This window comes from Streptomyces sp. NPDC058284, from assembly GCF_042881135.1.
Classification (GTDB): Bacteria; Actinomycetota; Actinomycetes; order Streptomycetales; family Streptomycetaceae; genus Streptomyces.
Window position 1 is genome coordinate 187567 of sequence record NZ_JBHVYE010000016.1, and the last position, 19834, is coordinate 207400.

Consider the following 19834-nt stretch of genomic DNA (forward strand, 5'->3'; position numbering starts at 1 on the left):
TCAGCGGGCCTCCTTGAAAGGGGCGGACGGGACGGGCGCCGTGGCGGGGGATGCGGCGGACCCGTCGGGCGCTCCGCCCGCCATCGCGAGGCCCAGCGTCCGCTCGTCCGCCTCCGCGCGGGTGAACTCCGCCGCGATCCCGCCCTCGTACATCACGAGGACCCGGTCCGAGAGGCCGCGGATCTCGCTGAGTTCGGCGGAGACGAGCAGGATCGCGTGGCCCGCGTCGCGGTGCGCGACCAGGTGGTCGTGGATCGTCTGGACGGCGCCGATGTCGACGCCCCGGGTGGGCTGCTCGACGATCAGCAGGGGCGCTTCGTGGGCCAGTTCGCGACCGATCACGACTTTCTGGAGGTTGCCGCCGGAGAGCGAGCCCGCGGGCTGTCCCGTCGACGCGGCCTTGATGCCGAAGCGTTCGACGAGCACGCGCGCGTGCTCGCGGAACCATCCGGGGCGCAGCAGGCCGTGCCCCCGGTGGTGGCCCATGGCGAGGTTCTCCGCGACCGTCGCGGCCGGCGCCGTGCCGACCGCCGTGCGGTCCTCGGGGACGTACGCGAGCCCCGCCGCACGCCGCTCCGCGGCCGACGCGCCGGTGACGTCCTGCCCGGCGAGCCTGACCCGGCCCGCGACGGCGGGCCGCAGCCCCGCGACGGCCTCGACCAGTTCGGACTGGCCGTTGCCCGCGACCCCCGCGACGCCGACGATCTCCCCGGCGCGGACGGTGAGCGACACGTCCCGCACCCCGTCCGCCGTCAGGGACTCGACCGTCAGGACGGCGCCGCCGGGGGAGCCGTCCTGATGCACCCGGTCCAGCTCCACCGCGCGCCCTGTCATGGCCGCCGCGATGGCGTCGGCGCTCGTGTCCGCGGTCCGCATGCGCGCCGCGACCCGCCCGTCCCGCAGCACGGTCACCGCGTCGCTGCCCTCCATGACCTCGCGCAGCTTGTGCGTGACCAGAAGGACGGTGCGGCCGTCGTCGGCCAGGGAGCGGAGCACCCCGAAGAGCGCGTCCGCCTCCGCCGGCGTCAGCACGGCCGTCGGCTCGTCCAGGATGAGCGTCCGGGCACCCCGGTACAGGAGTTTGAGGATCTCCACCCGCTGGCACACCCCCACCGGCAGGTCACCGACCTTCGCCGACGGATCGACGGCGAGCCCGTGCTCCTCGGCGAGCGCCGCGACCCGCCGCACCGCCTCCGCCCGGTCCGTGAGACCGAACCGGCGCGGCTCGGCCGCGTACACGACGTTCTCCGCGACCGTGAAGGACGGGAACAGCTTGAAGCTCTGGTGCACCATCCCGAGGCCCGCGGCGATCGCCTCGCTCGGGCTCGTGAAGGACACCTCGCGCCCGTCGAGCAGGATCTGCCCGGCGTCCGGGCGCAGCAGCCCGTACAGGACGGACATCAGCGTCGACTTGCCCGCGCCGTTCTCACCCATCAGGGCGTGAATCTCACCGCGCCGGACAGTCAGGTCGACGCGGTCATTGGCGAGGGTGCCGGGGAACTCCTTGGTGATGCCCCGCAGTTCGACGGCGTGGGGGGCGCCGTCCGGCTCAGGCCGCGGGGTCATCGACGGTCAGCTTTCCGGCCGCGATGTCGTCGCGCAGCTTCTTGACGCGCGCCAGCACGTCGGCGTTGGCGGGCTTTGCGATCAGGCACTCGGAGTCCTTGAGCCCCGGCTCCAGGCCGGTCAGCGACATGCCGCCCTCCTTGAGGCCGTACGACACGGTGGTGCCGCCCTTGCCGCCGAGGATCTGCCCGATGCCCTTCTCCACGGCCACGTCGGTCTTCTTCAAGACGTTGTCGACGACCTCGCCGGGGCTGGTCAGGCACTGGTTGGCGTCCACGCCGTACGCCGTGAAGCCCTTGCCGCCCTTCGCCTGCGCGGCCTTCGCGGCCTGGAAGACACCCGTGTTGCCCGCGGCCGCGGCCGCCATGACCTGGTCGACGCCGCCCGACCCGAGCGTCGACGCCTGGTCCTTGGCGCGCGCCGCGTCGTTGAACGGCGACTGCCCGCCGACGAACAGCGTCCGGGACCGCACGCCCGGCTTCACCTTCTTCGCGCCCGCCGCGAAGGGCTCGCTGTACCGCCGGAACTGCGGGGTGTCGAGCACGTCGACGGCGCCGACCTCCTTGCTCCTCGTGAGCAGTCCTGCCTCGGCGCCCGCGAGGAAGACGGCCTCGTGCTCACGGAAGACGGCACAGGTGACGTTCTCGTACGTCTTCTTCGTGCACGCGTCGACGAGCAGGAACTGCTGCTTCGGGTGGGCCTCGGCCTGCTGCGCCACGATGTCCGCGAACTCGAAGCCGACGAGCGCGATGACGTCGGGCGCGGAGTCGACGGCCGAGGCGACGTTCTGCTGCCGGGAGTCGGTGTCGCTGCTCTGGAACACCTTCTGCGAGCCGTCGTGCGCCTTCGCGGCCGCCTTCACCCCGGACACCGCGAGCTTGAGGAACTCGTTCTGGGCGACGGGGTCGGGGGTGACGAGCGTGAACGCCTTGCCGCCTCCCTCACCGCCCGAAGCGCCGTCCTTCGCCGCCGCGTTGCAGCCGGTGGCGAGCAGGACGGCGCCGACGGTCGCGGCGGTGAGTCTCAGGGGCGTGCGCGTACGCGGAGACAGCAGGGGCATGGCATCGCCTTCGTGGAGGTGCCCGGGGCACGGGCGGTGACAGGAGAGTCGTACGTGGTGACAGGAGAGTCGTACGTGCTGGAACGGTGTCGCTCAGCGGAAACAGCGGCGACAGCGGCACATTCGGCGGCCACAGGACACGGCGGGGCAGCACATCGCGCCGGATTTCGTGGCCATGGCTGTCCTCCTCGCACCGTCGATCGGATCGATCTGTCCTGGGTGGCGGCGAGGGTAGCACCGGAATTCGGACGGCCGTGCGGTCGTCTCGACATGTGGTTCGAGCACGTCGGGTACGGTGACGGCACCCCTCCTCCCATGGCCGGAAACGCCCCCCTCGCACTCGGAGTTGACCCCCATGAACAGCCAGGAACTGCGCGCCGTGACCTGGACGGCGGCCGTGGAGGGCGGCGTGCCGTCCCTCTCCCTCATCGACCAGACGGCGCTCCCGCACTCCCTGGAACGCCTCGACGTCACGACCGTCGACGGCGTGGTCGACGCGATCGTCCGCCTCGTCGTGCGCGGCGCCCCCGCCATCGGCGCGGCCGGTGCCTACGGCGTCGCCGTCGCCATGGCCCAGGCCGCACGCGAGGGCTGGGACCGGACCCGCCTGGACGCCGAGATCACCCGCGTCCGCGAGGCCAGGCCCACCGCGGTGAACCTCATGGTGTGCGTCGACCGCGTGCGGCCCCACGTCGACCGGGGCATCGACGCGGTCCTCGCCGAGGCCGACGCGATCGTCCGCGAGGACCTCGCGGCCAACCACGCGATGGGCGCGTACGGCGCCGACTGGCTCCTCGACCGCGTCGCGCCCGGCACGGACCGCCCGCTGCGCATCCTCACCCACTGCAACACCGGCGCCCTCGCCACGGCGGGCTGGGGAACGGCGCTCGGCGTCATCCGCGAACTTCACGCCAGGGGACGCCTGGAGACGGTGTACGCCGACGAGACGCGCCCCCTCCTCCAGGGCGCCCGCCTGACCGCCTGGGAACTCGCCCAGGAAGGCATCCCGCACCACGTCCAGGCGGACGGCGCGGCGGCCGGCACGATCCTGCGCGGCGAGGTCGACGCGGCCATCGTCGGCGCGGACCGCATCGCGGCCAACGGCGACACCGCCAACAAGGTCGGCACGGTCGGCGTCGCCCTGGCCTGCGCGCACGCGGGCATCCCGTTCATGGTGGCGGCACCGACCACCACGGTGGACCTGGCGACGGCCACGGGCGACGGCATCCACATCGAACTCCGCCCGGAGAACGAGGTGTTGGAGTGGGCAGGCATCCGCACCACCCCGGCGGACTCCCGAGGCCACAACCCCGCCTTCGACGTCACCCCCGGCTCCCTGGTGACGGCACTGGTGACGGAGCGGGGCGTACGGGAGATATCGAAGGGGGAGCTGCCGGAGGGAATGCCCGGCGTCTGAGGGCGAGCGCAGAGAGCCGATCACAGCCCGTCCGGCGTTCGAGGACGAACGAGGCGGAGCCGGTGAAGAACCGAGCCCCGCCCGGCGGAGCCGGAACATTCGGGAAGGGGCGGAATCGGGGAAAGAACCGCCGGAGGCAAAACCTCAGCCCCGCCCCCGCCCCCGCCCCCGCTCCAGCTCCAACTCAAGCAGCCACTCCACGACTTCGGCCCGATGCCGCGCCTCGCGAGGATCCGCACCCCACACATAGATCCCGTGCCCGGCCACCACCACCGCCGGCATCCCCGGCCGCAGCGCCGCCTCAAGCCGATCCCCGAGCACCCCCATGTCCTGGCTGTTCTCGATCACCGGCAGCGTCACCGCCACCTCGTGCGTCGGATGCCCGAGCCCCTTCAGCATCTCCAGGTTCTCGAAGGGGATCCCGTCGGGGGAGCGCTGCCCCACGACGACCGACGCCACCGTGTGGACGTGCACCACCGCGCCCGCACCGGTGAGCCGCACGACGCGCGCGTGCAGCGCCGCCTCGGCCGAGGGACGCCCCGGCCCGGCCGCCGCCCCCTGCCCGTCCGTCAGCACCACGTCCGACGCCGTCAGTTCGCCCTTGTCGCGGCCGCTCGCCGTGACGGCGAGCCGGAGCGGATCCCGCGAGAGGACCAGGGAGAGGTTCCCGGACGTCCCGCGCATCCACCCGAACGAAGCGAACCGCGCGGCCTCCGCGGCGAGCACGGCGCCCGCCTCCGCCAGATCCATGGCCGCGGTGGTGGTCTCGGTCATGAACTGCTCCCGGTGGCAAGGGTGATCCCGGAGAAGGCCGAGACCTGCGGGTGGTCGCCGAAGTCGGCGTCGGCATAGGGCTCCCCGGCCCGGCGCACCCCGACCACCCGCCAGCCCGCGGCCCGCGCCGCGTCCAGCTCGCCGGGCCGGTCGGAGAGGAAGAGCAGCCGCCCGGGGGCGACCCCGGTGGACGAGGCGATGGCCCGGTAGGACGCCGCCTCCTGCTTGGGGCCCGCGTTCTGTGTGTCGTACAGACCGCTGACGAGATCCAGCAGATCGCCTTCCGCGGAGTGCGCGAACCATGCCCGCTGCGCGGCCACGGACCCGGAGGAGTACACGTACAGCCGTACTCCGTCCGCGTGCCAGCGCCGGAGGACCGGGATGACGTCCGGGTAGAAGTGCGAGACGAGTTCGCCGCGCGCGAAACCCTCCGCCCACAGGATGCCCTGGAGCGTCTTCAGGGGCGTCGCCTTGCGGTCGGCGTCGGCCCACTCGCCGAGGACCTTCTCCACCCGCGCCGCGTCCGCGTCCGGCTCGCCGATCTCCGCCCGCACCTGCGCGACGGCCCGCGCCACCTCCGGCTCGGCGCCCCGCGAGGCGAGCAGCTCACCGAACCGCTCGCGGGCGTAGGGGTACAGCACGTCCACCACGAACCCCGTGGCGCTCGTGGTGCCCTCGATGTCGAGCACCACGGCGTCCACGGCGCCCGGATTGTGCTCCGTCACGCGGCGTACCCCGCGTGGATCTCGTCGAAGTCGGGGAAGCGGTCCGCGATCGGGCTGCCCGTGAACGTGCCGATCCAGCCGTCCTCCTCGTGGAAGAAGCGAATCGCCGTGAACGCGGGGGACGTCCCCATGTCGAACCAGTGCGTCGTGCCGCGCGGCACGCCGAGCAGGTCGCCCTTCTCGCAGTACACGGCATGCACCTCGCCGCCCACGTGGAGGTAGAAGATCCCGGCGCCCGCGACGAAGAACCGCACCTCGTCATCGTCGTCGTGCGTGTGCTCGGCGAGGAACTTCTGCCGGGCGGCCTTCGCCTTCCCGGCCCACTCGGGGTCGTCGCCGGCCGGCGGGTGCAGCGCCACCACGTCCACGGTCCTGAAGCCCTCTTCGGCGTTGAGCCTGTCGATCTCCGTGCGGTACGCGGCGAACACGGTGTCGCTGTCGGCGTCGGCCGGCACGTCCTCGCGCACCGGCCACTGCTCGTACCGCACCCCCACCGGAGCGAGCGCGGCCGCGATCTCAGCCGGATCCGAGGTACGGCGCACGACGGTCTCGGGGCCGGTCTCCGGCCAGGTCGTGAGGAGAGTCATGAGTCACTCCAGGGCAGGTCAGGGCTGATCTTCGGATCGTAGTCCGCACCGTCGGCGCAGCACAGGGCGTCCCACAGCGTGGACGGCCCGGCCCAGTACACGCGTAAGGGGCGGTCGCCATGGCGACCGCCCCTTACCGACCCTCCAACGGTCCTCTACGGCTCCTCTACGGAGGAGTCCGTCAGATACGGAGGAATCCGTCAGGCCTTCTTGCCCAGCAGGTCCTCGACCTTGCCGCGCACCTCGTCCGTGGCCAGGCCCCGGATCGTCAGCGTCGTGCGGCGGCGCAGCACGTCGTCCGCCGTCTCGGCCCACTCGTTGTCGCGGGCGTAGACGACCTGGGCCCAGATCTCCGGGGCGTCCGGGTGGACGCGCTCGGCGAGCTCGGGGTTCTCGTTCGCCAGGCGGGCGATGTCGAAGGAGAGCGAGCCGTAGTGCGTCGCCAGGTGCTTGGCGGTGTCGGCGGCCATGCGCGGGCCGGGCGCGGGACCGTCCACCAGGAGCCGGTGCGCGACCGCGCGCGGGTTGGCGATACCGGGCAGCGGCAGCTTCTTCGGCAGCTCGGAGATCGGCTCGTAGTCGTCGCCGAGCGGGTGCCCCGGGAGGGACTCCAGCTTCTTCATCACCGTACGACCGATGTGGCGGAACGTCGTCCACTTGCCGCCCGCCACCGACAGCATGCCGCCGGCGCCTTCGGTGACGACCGTCTCGCGCTTGGCCTTCGAGGTGTCGCCGGGACCGCCGGGCAGCACCCGCAGACCCGCGAAGGAGTACGTGATCAGATCGCGGGACAGCTGCTGGTCGCGGATGGAGAACGCGGCCTCGTCCAGGATCTGGGCGGTGTCGGACTCGGTGACCCGCACGTCCGCCGGGTCGCCCTCGAACTCCTCGTCCGTGGTGCCGAGGAGCAGCATGTCCTCCCACGGCAGGGCGAAGGTGATGCGGTACTTGTCGATCGGCGTGGCCAGCGCGGCCTTCCAGGGGGCGGTGCGCTTGAGGACCAGGTGCGCGCCCTTGGAGAGGCGGATGGAGGGCGCCGCGTTCGGGTTCTCCAGCTTGCGCAGGTGGTCGACCCACGGCCCGGTGGCGTTCAGGACCAGGCGGGCGTTGACGCCGAACTCGTCACCGCTCATGCGGTCCTTGAGCTCCGCGCCGGTGACCCGGCCCTTGGTGAAGCGCAGCCCGGTGACCTCGGCGTGGTTGAGGACGACGGCGCCGGCCTCGACGGCCGCGCGGACCGTCATCAGGGCCATGCGGGCGTCGTTCATCTGGTCGTCGCCGTAGACGGCGACGGCCTTCAGGTTGTCCGTGCGCAGCTCCGGCACGTCCTGCGCGGCCTTGGAGGGCGAGAGCAGGTGGCCGACGCCGTCACCGAACGCGGACAGCGCGCTGTACGCGAACACGCCCGCGCCCAGCTTGGCCGCGCCGTGCGGGCCGCCCTTGTAGACGGGCAGGTAGAAGGTGAGCGGGTTCGCCAGGTGGGGGGCCACCTGGCGGGAGACCGCGCGACGCTCGAAGTGGTTCTCCGCGACCAGCTTCACCGCGCCGGTCTGCAGGTAGCGCAGACCGCCGTGGAGGAGCTTGGAGGAGGCGGAGGAGGTGGCACCGGCGAAGTCGGCGGCGTCCACCAGGGCCACCCGCAGCCCCGACTGCGCGGCATGCCAGGCGGTGGAGATGCCCAGGATTCCGCCGCCGATCACCAGGAGGTCGTACGTCGCCTTGGAAAGCTGCTCCCGGGTCTCGGCGCGGCTCTGGTGGGAACCGGCGGCCGGATGCGTCCCGAGGGCGGGGACGCTCTGCAGGGTGGTCATGGTTCTTACTCCTCGGCAGCGTTCTCGTCGAGCCAGCCCATGGAACGTTCCACGGCCTTGAGCCAGCTCTTGTACTCACGGTCGCGGGTGCCCGCGTCCATGTGGGGGGTCCATTCGGCGGCCCGGCGCCAGTTGGCGCGCAGCTCGTCGGTCGAGGACCAGAAGCCGACGGCGAGACCGGCGGCGTAGGCGGCGCCGAGGCAGGTCGTCTCGGCCACCATCGGGCGCACCACGGGTGCGTCGAGGAAGTCGGAGATGGTCTGCATCAGCAGGTTGTTGGAGGTCATGCCGCCGTCGACCTTGAGGGCCGCGAGCTCGACGCCGGAGTCCTTCGTCATGGCGTCGGTGATCTCGCGGGTCTGCCAGGCCGTGGCCTCCAGGACGGCGCGCGCGATGTGCGCCTTGGTGACGTACCGGGTCAGGCCGGCGATCACACCGCGGGCGTCGGAGCGCCAGTACGGGGCGAAGAGGCCAGAGAAGGCCGGTACGAAGTAGGCGCCGCCGTTGTCCTCGACCGACGACGCGAGCGTCTCGATCTCGGCGGCGGAGTTGATCAGGCCCATCTGGTCGCGCATCCACTGCACCAGCGAACCGGTGACGGCGATGGAGCCCTCCAGGGCGTAGACCGGCTTCTGGTCGCCGATCTGGTAGCCGACGGTGGTCAGCAGGCCCGAGTAGGAGTTGATGGCCTTGTCACCGGTGTTCAGGAGCATGAAGGTGCCGGTGCCGTACGTGGACTTCGCCTCGCCCTCGTCGAAGCAGGTTTGGCCGAACAGGGCCGCCTGCTGGTCGCCGAGCGCGGAGGCGACGGGGATGCCGCCCAGCAGATCGCCGAGCTTTCCGCCGGTGACCTCGCCGTAGACCTCGGCGGAGGAGCGGATCTCGGGGAGCATCTGCGTGGGGACGCCGATGGACTCGCAGATCCGCTCGTCCCACCGCATCTTGTGCAGGTTCATCAGCATGGTGCGGGAGGCGTTGGTGACGTCGGTGACGTGCTTGCCGCCGTTGACGCCGCCGGTCAGGTTCCAGATGACCCAGGAGTCCATGGTGCCGAAGAGGATGTCGCCCGCCTCGGCGCGCTCGCGCAGGCCCTCGACGTTGTCGAGCAGCCAGCGGGCCTTGGGCCCCGCGAAGTAGGAGGCCAGCGGGAGGCCGGTCTCGCGGCGGAAGCGGTCCTGGCCGACGTTGCGCCCGAGCTCCTTGCAGAGCGCGTCGGTGCGGGTGTCCTGCCAGACGATGGCGTTGTGCACCGGCTCGCCGGTGTTCTTGTCCCACAGCAGCGTGGTCTCACGCTGGTTGGTGATGCCGATCGCCTTGATGTCGTCTCTGGTGATGCCGGCCTTGGAGACGGCTCCGGCGACGACCTCCTGGACGTTGGTCCAGATCTCGGCGGCGTCGTGCTCGACCCAGCCCGGCCTCGGGAAGATCTGCTCGTGCTCCTTCTGGTCGACGGAGACGATCCGGCCGTCCTTGTCGAAGACGATGCAGCGGCTCGAGGTGGTGCCCTGGTCGATGGCCGCGATGAAGGGGCCTGCGGTGTGTGCGTCGGTCACGGTGTGCTCCAGTAGTTCTTTGCTGACGGCTCTCAAGCGTCTGTGGCGGTCATCGGTCGCTTACGTGGGTCTACTTGAACGCCACGTTGTAGAGACCGCCGGCGATGGCGCCGCCGATCAGCGGACCGACGATCGGCACCCAGGCGTACGACCAGTCCGAGCTGCCCTTGTTCGGCAGCGGGAGCACGGAGTGGATGATGCGCGGACCGAGGTCACGGACGGGGTTGATCGCGTAGCCCGTGGGGCCACCGAGCGAGAGGCCGATGCTCACCACGACGAGCGCGGTGATCAGGGCGCCGAGGGTGCCGAGGCCGTTGCCGCCGTCGTTGAGGCCCTGCGTGAGGATGGCGAGGACCAGGACGACCGTGGCGATGATCTCCGTGAGCACGTTCTGGACGTAGTTGCGGATCTCGGGCCCCGTCGAGAAGACGCCGAGCACCGGTCCTGCCGCGGGGGCGGCCTTCTGATCGACCATGCCTTCTTCGGCGGGCTGCGCCGCGAGGATCTCGGGGTCGGTCAGGTGGGCCTTGAACTGGCCCATGTACGTGACCCACACCAGAACGGCGCCGATCATCGCGCCCAGCAGCTGCGAGCCCAGGTAGAGCGGTACGTCGCTCCACTTGGTGCCGCCCTCGATGGCGAGGCCGAGCGTGACCGCCGGGTTGAGGTGGGCGCCGGAGACGCCCCCCGCGAGGTAGGCGCCGGTCAGTACGGCGAAGCCCCACCCGAAGGTGATCGCGAGCCAGCCGGCGTCCTTGGCCTTTGAGCGCTTGAGCGTGACGGCGGCGCACACGCCACCGCCGAGCAGGATGAGCACGGCGGTACCGATGGTCTCGCCGATGAAGATGTCGGAGCTGGACACCCGCGACTCCTTTGTCCTTCGTCCAGGGGAAGGCGAACCCCGGGTCCCTCCGGTGGTCCGCGACCTCAGGTGAGGTCGTTGTGCCGGCCCTTGGCCTTGTCACACTCTAGCGCGTAATGCCGGTAGGTGTTCGACAATGCCGACCGATGGACGCGAGTCTCACCCCGGGGTTACTCAGTCGTCAAGAGTTCTGTTATTGAAAACACGATCGTTATTGATCGTTCCGCCTTATCGGCCTCCGCCTGCGGATTTCCGGCCCGCGCGGGTGCGTCGGTCGCCGGCCGGGAGCGTGCCGCCTGCGCGCTGAGGCGCCCGGGGGGCGGGGTGGCGTGAGCGGGTGGCGCGGGCGGGGGCGTACGCGGGTGGTGCAGGCGGGGTGGCGCAGGCGGGGTGGCGTACGCGGCGGCGTGGGACTCGGGGAAAGCCCCGGTCAGAAGCGGCCGGCGCCCAGATCGCGGGAGACGGCGCGCGCGCAGTCCCGCACCGCGGCGATCAGCTCGGGCCGCAGCTCGCCGTCCCGGCAGACGCGCTCGACGGCGCCGGTGACGCCGACCGCGCCCACCGGCATGCGCCGCCGGTCGTGGATGGGGGCGGCGACGGAGGCGATGCCCTCCCAGGTCTCCTCGACGTCCGCCGCGTACCCGCGCGCGCGGGTCAGGTCGAGGACGCTCTCGAAGTCGTCCGGGTCGGTCACCGTGTGGGCGGTGAAGCGCTTGCTCTCCACCTCGACGGCTTCGTTGTGCGCGACCGGGTCGAACGCGGAGAGGACCTTGCCGAGCGCCGTGGAGTGCAGCGGCTGCATGGCCCCCACCTCCAGGACCTGGCGGCTGTCGTCGGGCCTGAAGACGTGGTGGACGATGAGCACGCCCTGCTGGTGCAGGACGCCGAGGTGGACGCTCTCGCCGCTGGAACGGGCCAGGTCGTCGGTCCACACCAGGGCGCGGGCCCGCAGCTCGTGCACGTCCAGGTAGCTGTTGCCCAGGCGCAGCAGCTCGGCGCCCAGCTGGTAGCGGCCGGACGCGGAGTCCTGCTCCACGAAGCCCTCCGCCTGGAGGGTGCGCAGGATGCCGTGCGCCGTGCCCTTGGCGAGGTCGAGGGCGGAGGCGATCTCCGAGAGGCCGAGCCGTCGCTCCCCGCCCGCGAGCAGTCGCAGCATCGCCGCGGCCCGTTCGAGCGACTGGATGTTGCGTGCCATCGCAGCCCCTGCCTCCGTTCCCCTCGCGTGATGTCGCCGCACCTGAGTCGACGTTCGACAATGCTGAACACTATCGGTCGTTGTCGACCTCCCGCTAATGCGCGGACGGCACGTGTTCCCCCACACTCCTCCCTCCGGGCGCCGCCCCCGCACTGTCAAGTACCGGAACCGGCCGGGACCCACCCCGCGAGTCCGCCTCGTGGACTCCTCCACCACGGCACGGCCGGTCCCCGCTACCCTGACCGAGTGCGCCCTCCAGCCAGAAGGCGCAAAGCCGACAGCCGTCGCACTCCAGGGAGCTCTTTCATGGCCTCGTCGCCAACCCCGTCGTCGCAGTCCACGCCCGTGTCGTCCGAGAGCAGGACCCGAGCCGACGCCCTCCGCGAGGCCCTGGCCACCCGCGTGGTGGTGGCCGACGGCGCGATGGGCACCATGCTCCAGGCCCAGGACCCCACGATGGAGGACTTCCAGCAGCTGGAAGGCTGCAACGAGGTCCTGAACGTCACCCGCCCCGACATCGTGCGCTCCGTCCACCAGGAGTACTTCGCCGTCGGCGTCGACTGCGTGGAGACCAACACCTTCGGCGCGAACTACGCGGCCCTGAAGGAGTACGACATCCCGGAGCGCAACTTCGAGCTCTCCGAGGCCGGCGCCCGCATCGCCCGCGAGGTGGCCGACGAGTTCACCCGCGACACCGGCCGGCAGCGGTGGGTCCTCGGATCGATGGGCCCCGGCACCAAACTCCCGACCCTCGGCCACGCCCCGTACGCCGTCCTGCGCGACGCCTACCAGACCAACGCCGAAGGCATGATCGCCGGCGGCGCCGACGCGCTCCTGGTGGAGACCACCCAGGACCTCCTGCAGACCAAGGCCGCCATCCTCGGCGCCCGCCGCGCCCTGGACGCCACCGGCGCCAGCCTCCCGGTGATCTGCTCGGTCACCGTCGAGACGACCGGCACCATGCTCCTCGGCTCCGAGATCGGCGCCGCCCTCACCGCCCTGGAGCCGCTGGGCATCGACATGATCGGCCTGAACTGCGCCACGGGCCCGGCCGAGATGAGCGAGCACCTGCGCTACCTCGCCCGCCACTCGCGCGTCCCGATCTCCTGCATGCCCAACGCGGGCCTGCCCGTCCTCGGCAAGGACGGCGCCCACTACCCGCTGACCGCCCCCGAACTGGCCGACGCCCAGGAGAACTTCGTCCGCGAATACGGCCTCTCCCTGGTCGGCGGCTGCTGCGGCACCACCCCCGAGCACCTGCGCCAGGTCGTCGAGCGGGTGCGCGGCCAGGAGCTCACCCCCCGCGAGCCGCGCCCCGAGCCGGGCGCCGCCTCGCTGTACCAGTCGGTGCCGTTCCGCCAGGACACCGCGTACATGGCGATCGGCGAGCGGACGAACGCCAACGGCAGCAAGAAGTTCCGCGAGGCCATGCTGGAGGGCCGCTGGGACGACTGCGTGGAGATGGCCCGCGACCAGATCCGCGAGGGCGCGCACATGCTCGACCTGTGCGTGGACTACGTGGGCCGCGACGGCGTCGCCGACATGGCCGAGCTGGCCGGCCGCTTCGCGACCGCCTCCACCCTGCCGATCGTCCTCGACTCCACCGAACTCCCCGTCCTGCGGGCCGGATTGGAGAAGCTGGGCGGCCGCGCGGTCATCAACTCCGTCAACTACGAGGACGGCGACGGACCCGAGTCCCGCTTCACGAAGGTCACCGAGCTCGCCAAGGAGCACGGCGCCGCCCTGATCGCGCTGACCATCGACGAGGAGGGCCAGGCCCGCACCGTCGAACACAAGGTCGCCATCGCCGAACGGCTCATCGACGACCTCACCGGCAACTGGGGCATCCACGAGTCGGACATCCTCATCGACACCCTCACCTTCACCATCTGCACCGGCCAGGAGGAGTCCCGCAAGGACGGCATCGCCACCATCGAGGCGATCAGGGAGCTGAAGAAGCGCCACCCCGCCGTACAGACCACGCTGGGCCTCTCCAACATCTCCTTCGGCCTGAACCCGGCCGCCCGCGTCCTGCTCAACTCCGTCTTCCTCGACGAATGCGTCAAGGCCGGACTGGACTCGGCGATCGTGCACGCCTCGAAGATCCTGCCGATCGCCCGCTTCGACGACGAGCAGGTCACCACCGCCCTCGACCTCATCTACGACCGCCGCGCCGAGGGCTACGACCCGCTGCAGAAGCTCATGGAGCTCTTCGAGGGCGTCTCCACCAAGTCGATGAAGGCGGGTAAGGCCGAGGAGCTCCTCGCCCTGCCCCTGGACGAGCGCCTGCAGCGCCGCATCATCGACGGCGAGAAGAACGGCCTGGAAGCCGACCTGGACGAGGCCCTCCAGGACACCCCCGCCCTCGACATCGTCAACAACACCCTTCTGGAGGGCATGAAGGTCGTCGGCGAGCTCTTCGGCTCAGGCCAGATGCAGCTGCCCTTCGTGCTGCAGTCCGCCGAGGTGATGAAGACCGCCGTCGCCCACCTCGAACCCCACATGGAGAAGACCGACGACGAGGGCAAGGGCACCATCGTCCTGGCCACGGTCCGCGGCGACGTGCACGACATCGGCAAGAACCTCGTCGACATCATCCTCTCCAACAACGGCTACAACGTCGTCAACCTCGGCATCAAACAGCCCGTCGCCGCGATCCTGGACGCCGCCGCCGAGCACCGGGCCGACGTCATCGGCATGTCCGGCCTCCTGGTGAAATCCACGGTGATCATGAAGGAGAACCTGGAGGAGCTCAACCAGCGCAAGATGGCGGCCGACTTCCCCGTCATCCTCGGCGGCGCCGCCCTGACCCGCGCCTACGTCGAGCAGGACCTCCACGAGATCTACGAGGGCGAAGTCCGCTACGCCCGCGACGCGTTCGAGGGCCTGCGCCTCATGGACGCCCTCATCGCCGTCAAGCGCGGCGTGCCCGGCGCCACCCTCCCCGAACTCAAGCAGCGCCGCGTACCGACCAAGGCGACGGCGGCCGTCCTGGAGAGCGACGAGGACGACCAGCCCGCCCGCTCCGACGTCGCCACCGACAACCCCGTCCCCACCCCGCCGTTCTGGGGCACCCGCGTCGTCAAGGGCATCCAGCTCAAGGAGTACGCGAGCTGGCTGGACGAGGGCGCGCTCTTCAAGGGTCAGTGGGGCCTCAAGCAGGCCCGCACCGGCGACGGCCCCTCCTACGAGGAACTCGTCGAGAGCGAGGGACGCCCGCGCCTGCGCGGCTGGCTGGACGAGCTGCACACCAAGAACATGCTGGAGGCGGCCGTCGTCCACGGCTACTTCCCGTGCGTCTCCAAGGGCGACGACCTGATCATCCTGGGTGAGGACGGCTCGGAGCGCACCCGCTTCACCTTCCCCCGCCAGCGCCGCGGCCGACGGCTCTGCCTCGCGGACTTCTTCCGCCCCGAGGAATCCGGCGAGACCGACGTCGTCGGACTGCAGGTCGTCACCGTCGGCTCCCGGATCGGCGAGGCCACCGCCGAACTCTTCGCCGCCGACTCCTACCGCGACTACCTCGAACTGCACGGCCTCTCCGTCCAGTTGGCCGAGGCCCTCGCCGAGTACTGGCACGCCCGCGTCCGCTCCGAACTGGGCTTCGCGGGCGAGGATCCGGCCGACGTCGAGGACATGTTCGCCCTGAAGTACCGCGGCGCCCGCTTCTCCCTCGGCTACGGCGCCTGCCCCGACCTGGAGGACCGCGCCAAGATCGCCGAGCTGCTCCAGCCCGAGCGGATCGGCGTCCAGCTCTCCGAGGAGTTCCAGCTCCACCCGGAGCAGTCCACCGACGCCATCGTCATCCACCACCCCGAGGCGAAATATTTCAACGCGCGCTGATCCGGCGCAGTCGTACACTGGTCGGTCCAGTGCAGGCCGGTTGCCTTCCCGCAATAGGAGGCAGCCGGCCTTCTCGTCCCTTACGGAAGGTGTGGTCGCATGACCAGTACGGTTCCCGCGCTCGGCACCCAAATGGCCGAAGCCTCCGCGCTGCAGGGTGTGCTCCTCGACATGGACGGCACCCTCGTGGACACCGAGGGCTTCTGGTGGGACGCCGAGGTCGAGGCGTTCGCCTCCCTCGGCCACGCGCTCGACGAGGCCTGGCGCGACGTCGTCGTCGGCGGCCCCATGACGCGCAGCGCCGGCTTCCTCATCGAAGCCACCGGCGCGGACATCACGGTCCCCGAGCTCACCGTGCTGCTCAACGACCGCTTCGAGGACCGCATCAGCCGCTCCCTGCCACTGATGCCGGGCGCCGCGCGCCTGCTCGCCGAACTCGCCGCGCACGAGGTGCCCACCGCCCTGGTCTCCGCGTCGCACCGCCGCATCATCGACCGCGTCCTGGACTCCATCGGCGCCCACCACTTCGCGCTCACCGTCGCGGGCGACGAGGTGGCCCGCACCAAGCCCCACCCCGACCCCTACCTCCTGGCCGCCCGCGGCCTCGGCGCCGACCCCACCCGGTGCGCCGTCGTCGAGGACACCGCGACCGGCGTCGCCTCGGCGGAGGCCGCGGGCTGCCGCGTGGTGGCCGTGCCGTCCGTCGCACCCATCCCCGCCGTCGCGGGCCGCACCGTCGTCCCCTCCCTCGAAGCCGTCAACCTGCCTTTCCTGCAAGGCCTGATGACCCTCTGACAGCTCTGCCCGCGACCCCATTGGACGTGTGACGTTTCCCACTCCAATGAGGGTCGACAGGGGTGATCGGCTGTGCACGGAGCCCCTGCCGGGGCCCGAGTGGTGTGGCGTTGTGTCCCGATTGGTGGGAGCGTGCACGAAACCTTCCGGTGTCGGGTTATCGGTGCGTCCACGCCCGGTTTCACAGCGTGATTGATTAAGGTCTTACGCCCCCTCCGGCGCTCACCTGGTGCGGACTAATCTCGTCGCGAGAACATCGCCCCACCCCCGTGCCCCACCAACCCTCACCCCGCGTTGCGGGATTCACGGGATTCAACAGCTCTGGAGAACGTCGAGCATGAACCGCAAGACTTTGGTGCTGCCGGCAGTCATAGGTCTGCTCGCCCCCGCGCTCGCCGCGTGCGGCGGCTCGGACGGCTCGGACGGCGACAAGCCGGTCGCGGTCGGCACCACGGACGCGTTCGCCATCTCCAAGGAGGTCCCGGCGCCCTTCGACCCGGCGTACGCCTACGACGCCGGCTCCTGGAACCTCCTGCGCCAGACCGTCCAGACGCTGATGGCCATGCCGCGCGGCGGCGGCGACCCGCAGCCCGAGGCCGCCGAACAGTGCGGCTTCACCGACACCGGCAACGAGCGCTACGCCTGCAAGCTGCGCAAGGGCATGACGTTCTCCGACGGCAAGCCGCTGACCGCCGCCGACGTGAAGTTCTCCATCGAGCGGGTCCGCGACATCAAGATCAAGAACCCCAGCGGTTCGGACGGCCTGGTCTCCAACGTCGACGAGATCGAGGTCCAGGGCGACCGCGACATCGTCTTCCACCTCAAGAAGCCGGACGCCACCTTCCCCTTCAAGCTGGCCACCCCCACCGCGGGCATCGTCAGCAAGGAGCACTACAGCAAGACCAAGCTGCGCGACGGCTTCGACATCTCCGGCTCGGGCCCCTACACCGCGGAGCCGGAGATCAAGGACAACCGCCTGGTCAAGACGGTGTTCACCAAGAACCCCTCGTACAAGGGCGGGTTCAAGGTGCAGAGCGACAAGGTCGAGCTGCGCAACTTCGCGGACACCGACGCCATGGGCAAGGCGCTCGAGGACGGCGACATCGACCTGATGACCCGCACCATGTCGCCCGAGCAGGTCCGCGAGCTCGACGCGGGATCGAGCAAGAAGATCGACCTGGTCGAGATGCAGGGTCTGGAGATCCGCTACCTCGCCTTCAACACCGACGCGCCCACGGCCAAGAACAAGGCCGTCCGCCAGGCCATGGCCCAGCTCGTCGACCGCGGCGCGCTGGCCTCCTCGGTGTACGGCTCGACGGCCGACCCGCTCTACTCCCTGGTGCCCTCCACCATCACCGGCCACGCCAACTCGTTCTTCAACAAGTACGGCAACCCCAGCACGGCCAAGGCGCGCACCCTCCTTCAGAAGGCGAACATCTCCACCCCGGTGAAGATGACGCTGCACTACACCACGGACCACTACGGCCCCGGCACCAAGAAGGAGTTCGAGCTGCTGCGCAAGCAGCTGAACGCGTCCGGCCTGTTCGACGTGACCATCAAGGGCGTCCCGTGGAACACCTTCCGCGCGGCCGAGCGCGACGGCAAGTACGCGGCCTACGGCATGGGCTGGTTCCCCGACTTCCCCGACGCCGACAACTTCCTCGCGCCCTTCCTCGACAAGGACAACTTCCTCGGCTCGCCGTACGTGAACGACACGATCAACGACCAGCTGATCCCGACGTCGCGACGCGAGGCCGACCGGCTCGCCGCCTCCAAGAGCATCCGCAGGATCCAGGACATCGTCGCCGAGGACGTACCGGTGCTCCCGCTCTGGCAGGGCAAGCAGTTCATCGCGGCACGCGACGACATCACGGGCGTCGCATGGGCCCTCAACTCGTCGTCCAACCTCCAGCTGTGGGAGCTCAGTCGCGGCGTCAGCGGCTGACGCCGACGCCCGAAGGCCGCTCCGGCCCCCTCAAGTTCAGCGCAACGTACACAACACCGAAGGCACGTAAGTGAATCGTCGTAACCAGTGGCTGGCCCTTCCCCTCACGGGAGGGCTCGCCGCCGCCCTGCTGACCGGCTGCGGCACGGAATCGGGCGGTGCGGGGGACACGGGCGACGCGGTCGTGATGGGGATGTCCGACGACGTCCTCGCCACCGACCCGGCATCCGGCTACGACCCCGGTTCCTGGCTCCTGTTCAACAACGTCTTCCAGTCGCTCCTGAGCTTCCCCAAGGGCGCCACCGAGCCCGAGCCGGAGGCCGCCAAGGAGTGCGGCTTCACGGACACGAAGGCGAAAGTCTTCAAGTGCGAGCTGCGTGACGGACTCAAGTTCAGCAACGGCAACGCGCTGACTTCAAAGGACGTCAAGTTCTCCTTCGACCGCATGCGGAAGATCAAGGACGACGCCGGACCGGCGATCATGTTCCCCATGCTCGACCGGGTCGTCGCCCCGGACGCCAAGACGGTCGTCTTCAAGCTGAAGTACTCCGACGCGACCTTCCCCAGCAAGATCGCCTCGGGCGCGGGCTCCATCGTGGACCACCGCGAGTACGACATGAACGCCCTGCGCACGGACGGCGAGGCGGTCGGATCGGGACCGTACAAGCTCGACTCGTTCACCAAGGAGCAGGCGACCTTCTCCGTCAACTCCGACTACCGGGGCACCGCCAAGACCAAGAACGACGGCGTGGCCATCAAGTTCTTCCACGGCGATCAGAAGGGCCTGAAGAAGGCGCTCCTGGGCGGTGACATCGACCTGGCCTACCGAGGCCTCGCCCCCGCGGACATCGCGGACATCGAGCGGGACACCTCCAAGGAGGGCCAGGACGTCAACATCGTGGAGGGCACGAGCGCCGAGGTCCAGCACCTGGTCTTCAACATGAAGGACCCGGTGGCGGGCAAGCTCGGCGTACGCAAGGCCATCGCCTACCTCCTGGACCGCGACGCCCTGGTCAAGGAGGTCTACCAGGACACCGCGACGCCGCTCTACTCCATCGTCCCGGCGGGCATCGGCGGCCACAGCACCGCCTTCTTCGACACCTACGGCGCCCGCCCGCAGCGCGCGAAGGCCGCCGCCGCACTGCACGGCGACGGCATCAACGGCAAGGTCAAGCTCACCCTCTGGTCGACCCCCTCGCGCTACGGCCCGGCGACGGACCAGGAGCTGAAGGCCGTGGCCAAGCAGCTCAACGCCTCCGGCCTCTTCGACGCCGACGTCAAGTCCGTCGGCTTCGAGCAGTACGAGAAGGACATCGAGGCCGGCAAGTACGGCGTCTACGTCAAGGGCTGGGTGCCCGACTACCCGGACCCCGACAACTTCACCCAGCCGTTCTTCGGCAAGGGCAACGTCCTGGACAACAACTTCCAGAACAGCGCCATCACCCGGAAGATCATCCCGGCCACCGCCACGGAGAGCGACCGCAGCAAGACCGACAAGCAGTACGACGAACTGCAGGACATCGTGGCCGACCAGCTGCCCGTCCTGCCGGTCTGGCAGGCCAAGCAGTACGCCGTCGTCCGCGACAGCGTCTACGGCCTGGAATCCTGCCTCGACGCGTCCACCGTCTTCCGCTTCTGGGAGATCAGCAAGGGCTGACGCACGACTCCGCGTACGTACCGACGAAGGTGGCCGTCCCCCCG

14 protein-coding genes are annotated in these 19834 nt (G+C 70.3%); 5 read left to right on the forward strand and 9 right to left on the reverse strand.

Annotated features, from left to right (window positions below):
• A complete protein-coding gene (locus ACFVYR_RS23020; protein ID WP_384251665.1) occupies window positions 1-1566 on the reverse strand; it encodes an ABC transporter ATP-binding protein in 1566 nt (521 codons plus the stop codon).
• A complete protein-coding gene (locus tag ACFVYR_RS23025; protein WP_384251668.1) occupies window positions 1550-2626 on the reverse strand; it encodes a BMP family ABC transporter substrate-binding protein in 1077 nt (358 codons plus the stop codon). The genes ACFVYR_RS23020 and ACFVYR_RS23025 overlap by 17 nt, the downstream gene beginning before the upstream one ends.
• A 355-nt stretch (window positions 2627-2981) precedes the next feature.
• Here ACFVYR_RS23025 and mtnA point away from each other — a divergent pair, with 355 nt between their 5' ends.
• Window positions 2982-4043, forward strand: a complete 1062-nt coding sequence (gene mtnA / locus ACFVYR_RS23030) for an S-methyl-5-thioribose-1-phosphate isomerase (RefSeq protein ID WP_384251671.1) — start codon at window positions 2982-2984, stop codon at window positions 4041-4043.
• A 144-nt stretch (window positions 4044-4187) separates the two neighbouring features.
• Here the strand turns inward: mtnA and mtnB are convergent, their stop codons facing one another.
• From mtnB to ACFVYR_RS23065, 7 genes are all read right to left on the reverse strand, one after another.
• Window positions 4188-4817 (reverse strand): methylthioribulose 1-phosphate dehydratase, encoded by a 630-nt coding sequence (gene mtnB / locus ACFVYR_RS23035; RefSeq protein ID WP_384251673.1) that lies wholly within the window; start codon window positions 4815-4817, stop codon window positions 4188-4190.
• Complete coding sequence (gene mtnC / locus ACFVYR_RS23040) at window positions 4814-5542, reverse strand: acireductone synthase (RefSeq protein ID WP_384251676.1); 729 nt, start codon at window positions 5540-5542, stop codon at window positions 4814-4816. Before mtnC ends, mtnB begins: the two co-directional genes overlap by 4 nt.
• Window positions 5539-6129 carry an acireductone dioxygenase gene (locus ACFVYR_RS23045; protein ID WP_384251678.1) on the reverse strand — a complete coding sequence of 197 codons (591 nt, stop codon included), beginning with the start codon at window positions 6127-6129 and terminating at the stop codon, window positions 5539-5541. Before ACFVYR_RS23045 ends, mtnC begins: the two co-directional genes overlap by 4 nt.
• A gap of 200 nt (window positions 6130-6329) precedes the next feature.
• On the reverse strand, window positions 6330-7940 hold the full coding sequence (locus ACFVYR_RS23050; protein ID WP_384251681.1) for an FAD-dependent oxidoreductase: 1611 nt from the start codon (window positions 7938-7940) through the stop codon (window positions 6330-6332).
• A gap of 5 nt (window positions 7941-7945) precedes the next feature.
• Window positions 7946-9493, reverse strand: a complete 1548-nt coding sequence (glpK, locus tag ACFVYR_RS23055; RefSeq protein WP_384251683.1) for a glycerol kinase GlpK — start codon at window positions 9491-9493, stop codon at window positions 7946-7948.
• A gap of 70 nt (window positions 9494-9563) precedes the next feature.
• Window positions 9564-10355: an MIP/aquaporin family protein gene (locus tag ACFVYR_RS23060; RefSeq protein WP_384251685.1), complete on the reverse strand. Its 792-nt coding sequence runs from the start codon at window positions 10353-10355 to the stop codon at window positions 9564-9566.
• A gap of 430 nt (window positions 10356-10785) precedes the next feature.
• Window positions 10786-11550 (reverse strand): IclR family transcriptional regulator, encoded by a 765-nt coding sequence (locus ACFVYR_RS23065; protein WP_384251690.1) that lies wholly within the window; start codon window positions 11548-11550, stop codon window positions 10786-10788.
• A gap of 306 nt (window positions 11551-11856) precedes the next feature.
• Between ACFVYR_RS23065 and metH the strand changes: the two genes are divergently transcribed.
• The 4 genes from metH (at window position 11857) to ACFVYR_RS23085 (ending at window position 19790) form a co-directional block, all read left to right on the forward strand.
• Window positions 11857-15393 carry a methionine synthase gene (gene metH, locus ACFVYR_RS23070; RefSeq protein ID WP_384251693.1) on the forward strand — a complete coding sequence of 1179 codons (3537 nt, stop codon included), beginning with the start codon at window positions 11857-11859 and terminating at the stop codon, window positions 15391-15393.
• A gap of 99 nt (window positions 15394-15492) precedes the next feature.
• On the forward strand, window positions 15493-16188 hold the full coding sequence (locus ACFVYR_RS23075; protein WP_384251696.1) for an HAD family hydrolase: 696 nt from the start codon (window positions 15493-15495) through the stop codon (window positions 16186-16188).
• Window positions 16189-16525: 337 nt separating this feature from the next.
• Window positions 16526-18133, forward strand: a complete 1608-nt coding sequence (locus tag ACFVYR_RS23080) for an ABC transporter substrate-binding protein (protein WP_384251699.1) — start codon at window positions 16526-16528, stop codon at window positions 18131-18133.
• A 70-nt stretch (window positions 18134-18203) separates the two neighbouring features.
• A complete protein-coding gene (locus ACFVYR_RS23085) occupies window positions 18204-19790 on the forward strand; it encodes an ABC transporter substrate-binding protein (RefSeq protein ID WP_384251702.1) in 1587 nt (528 codons plus the stop codon).
• Window positions 19791-19834: the final 44 nt, after the last annotated feature.

Coding starts and splice junctions, on each gene's coding strand:
- ACFVYR_RS23025 (WP_384251668.1), bottom strand. CDS start 2,626: ATGCCCCTGCTGTCTCCGCGTACGCGCACGCCCCTGAGACTCACCGCC.
- ACFVYR_RS23065 (WP_384251690.1), bottom strand. CDS start 11,550: ATGGCACGCAACATCCAGTCGCTCGAACGGGCCGCGGCGATGCTGCGA.
- ACFVYR_RS23050 (WP_384251681.1), bottom strand. CDS start 7,940: ATGACCACCCTGCAGAGCGTCCCCGCCCTCGGGACGCATCCGGCCGCC.
- metH (WP_384251693.1), top strand. CDS start 11,857: ATGGCCTCGTCGCCAACCCCGTCGTCGCAGTCCACGCCCGTGTCGTCC.
- mtnB (WP_384251673.1), bottom strand. CDS start 4,817: ATGACCGAGACCACCACCGCGGCCATGGATCTGGCGGAGGCGGGCGCC.
- ACFVYR_RS23075 (WP_384251696.1), top strand. CDS start 15,493: ATGACCAGTACGGTTCCCGCGCTCGGCACCCAAATGGCCGAAGCCTCC.
- mtnA (WP_384251671.1), top strand. CDS start 2,982: ATGAACAGCCAGGAACTGCGCGCCGTGACCTGGACGGCGGCCGTGGAG.
- ACFVYR_RS23045 (WP_384251678.1), bottom strand. CDS start 6,129: ATGACTCTCCTCACGACCTGGCCGGAGACCGGCCCCGAGACCGTCGTG.
- ACFVYR_RS23080 (WP_384251699.1), top strand. CDS start 16,526: ATGAACCGCAAGACTTTGGTGCTGCCGGCAGTCATAGGTCTGCTCGCC.
- ACFVYR_RS23020 (WP_384251665.1), bottom strand. CDS start 1,566: ATGACCCCGCGGCCTGAGCCGGACGGCGCCCCCCACGCCGTCGAACTG.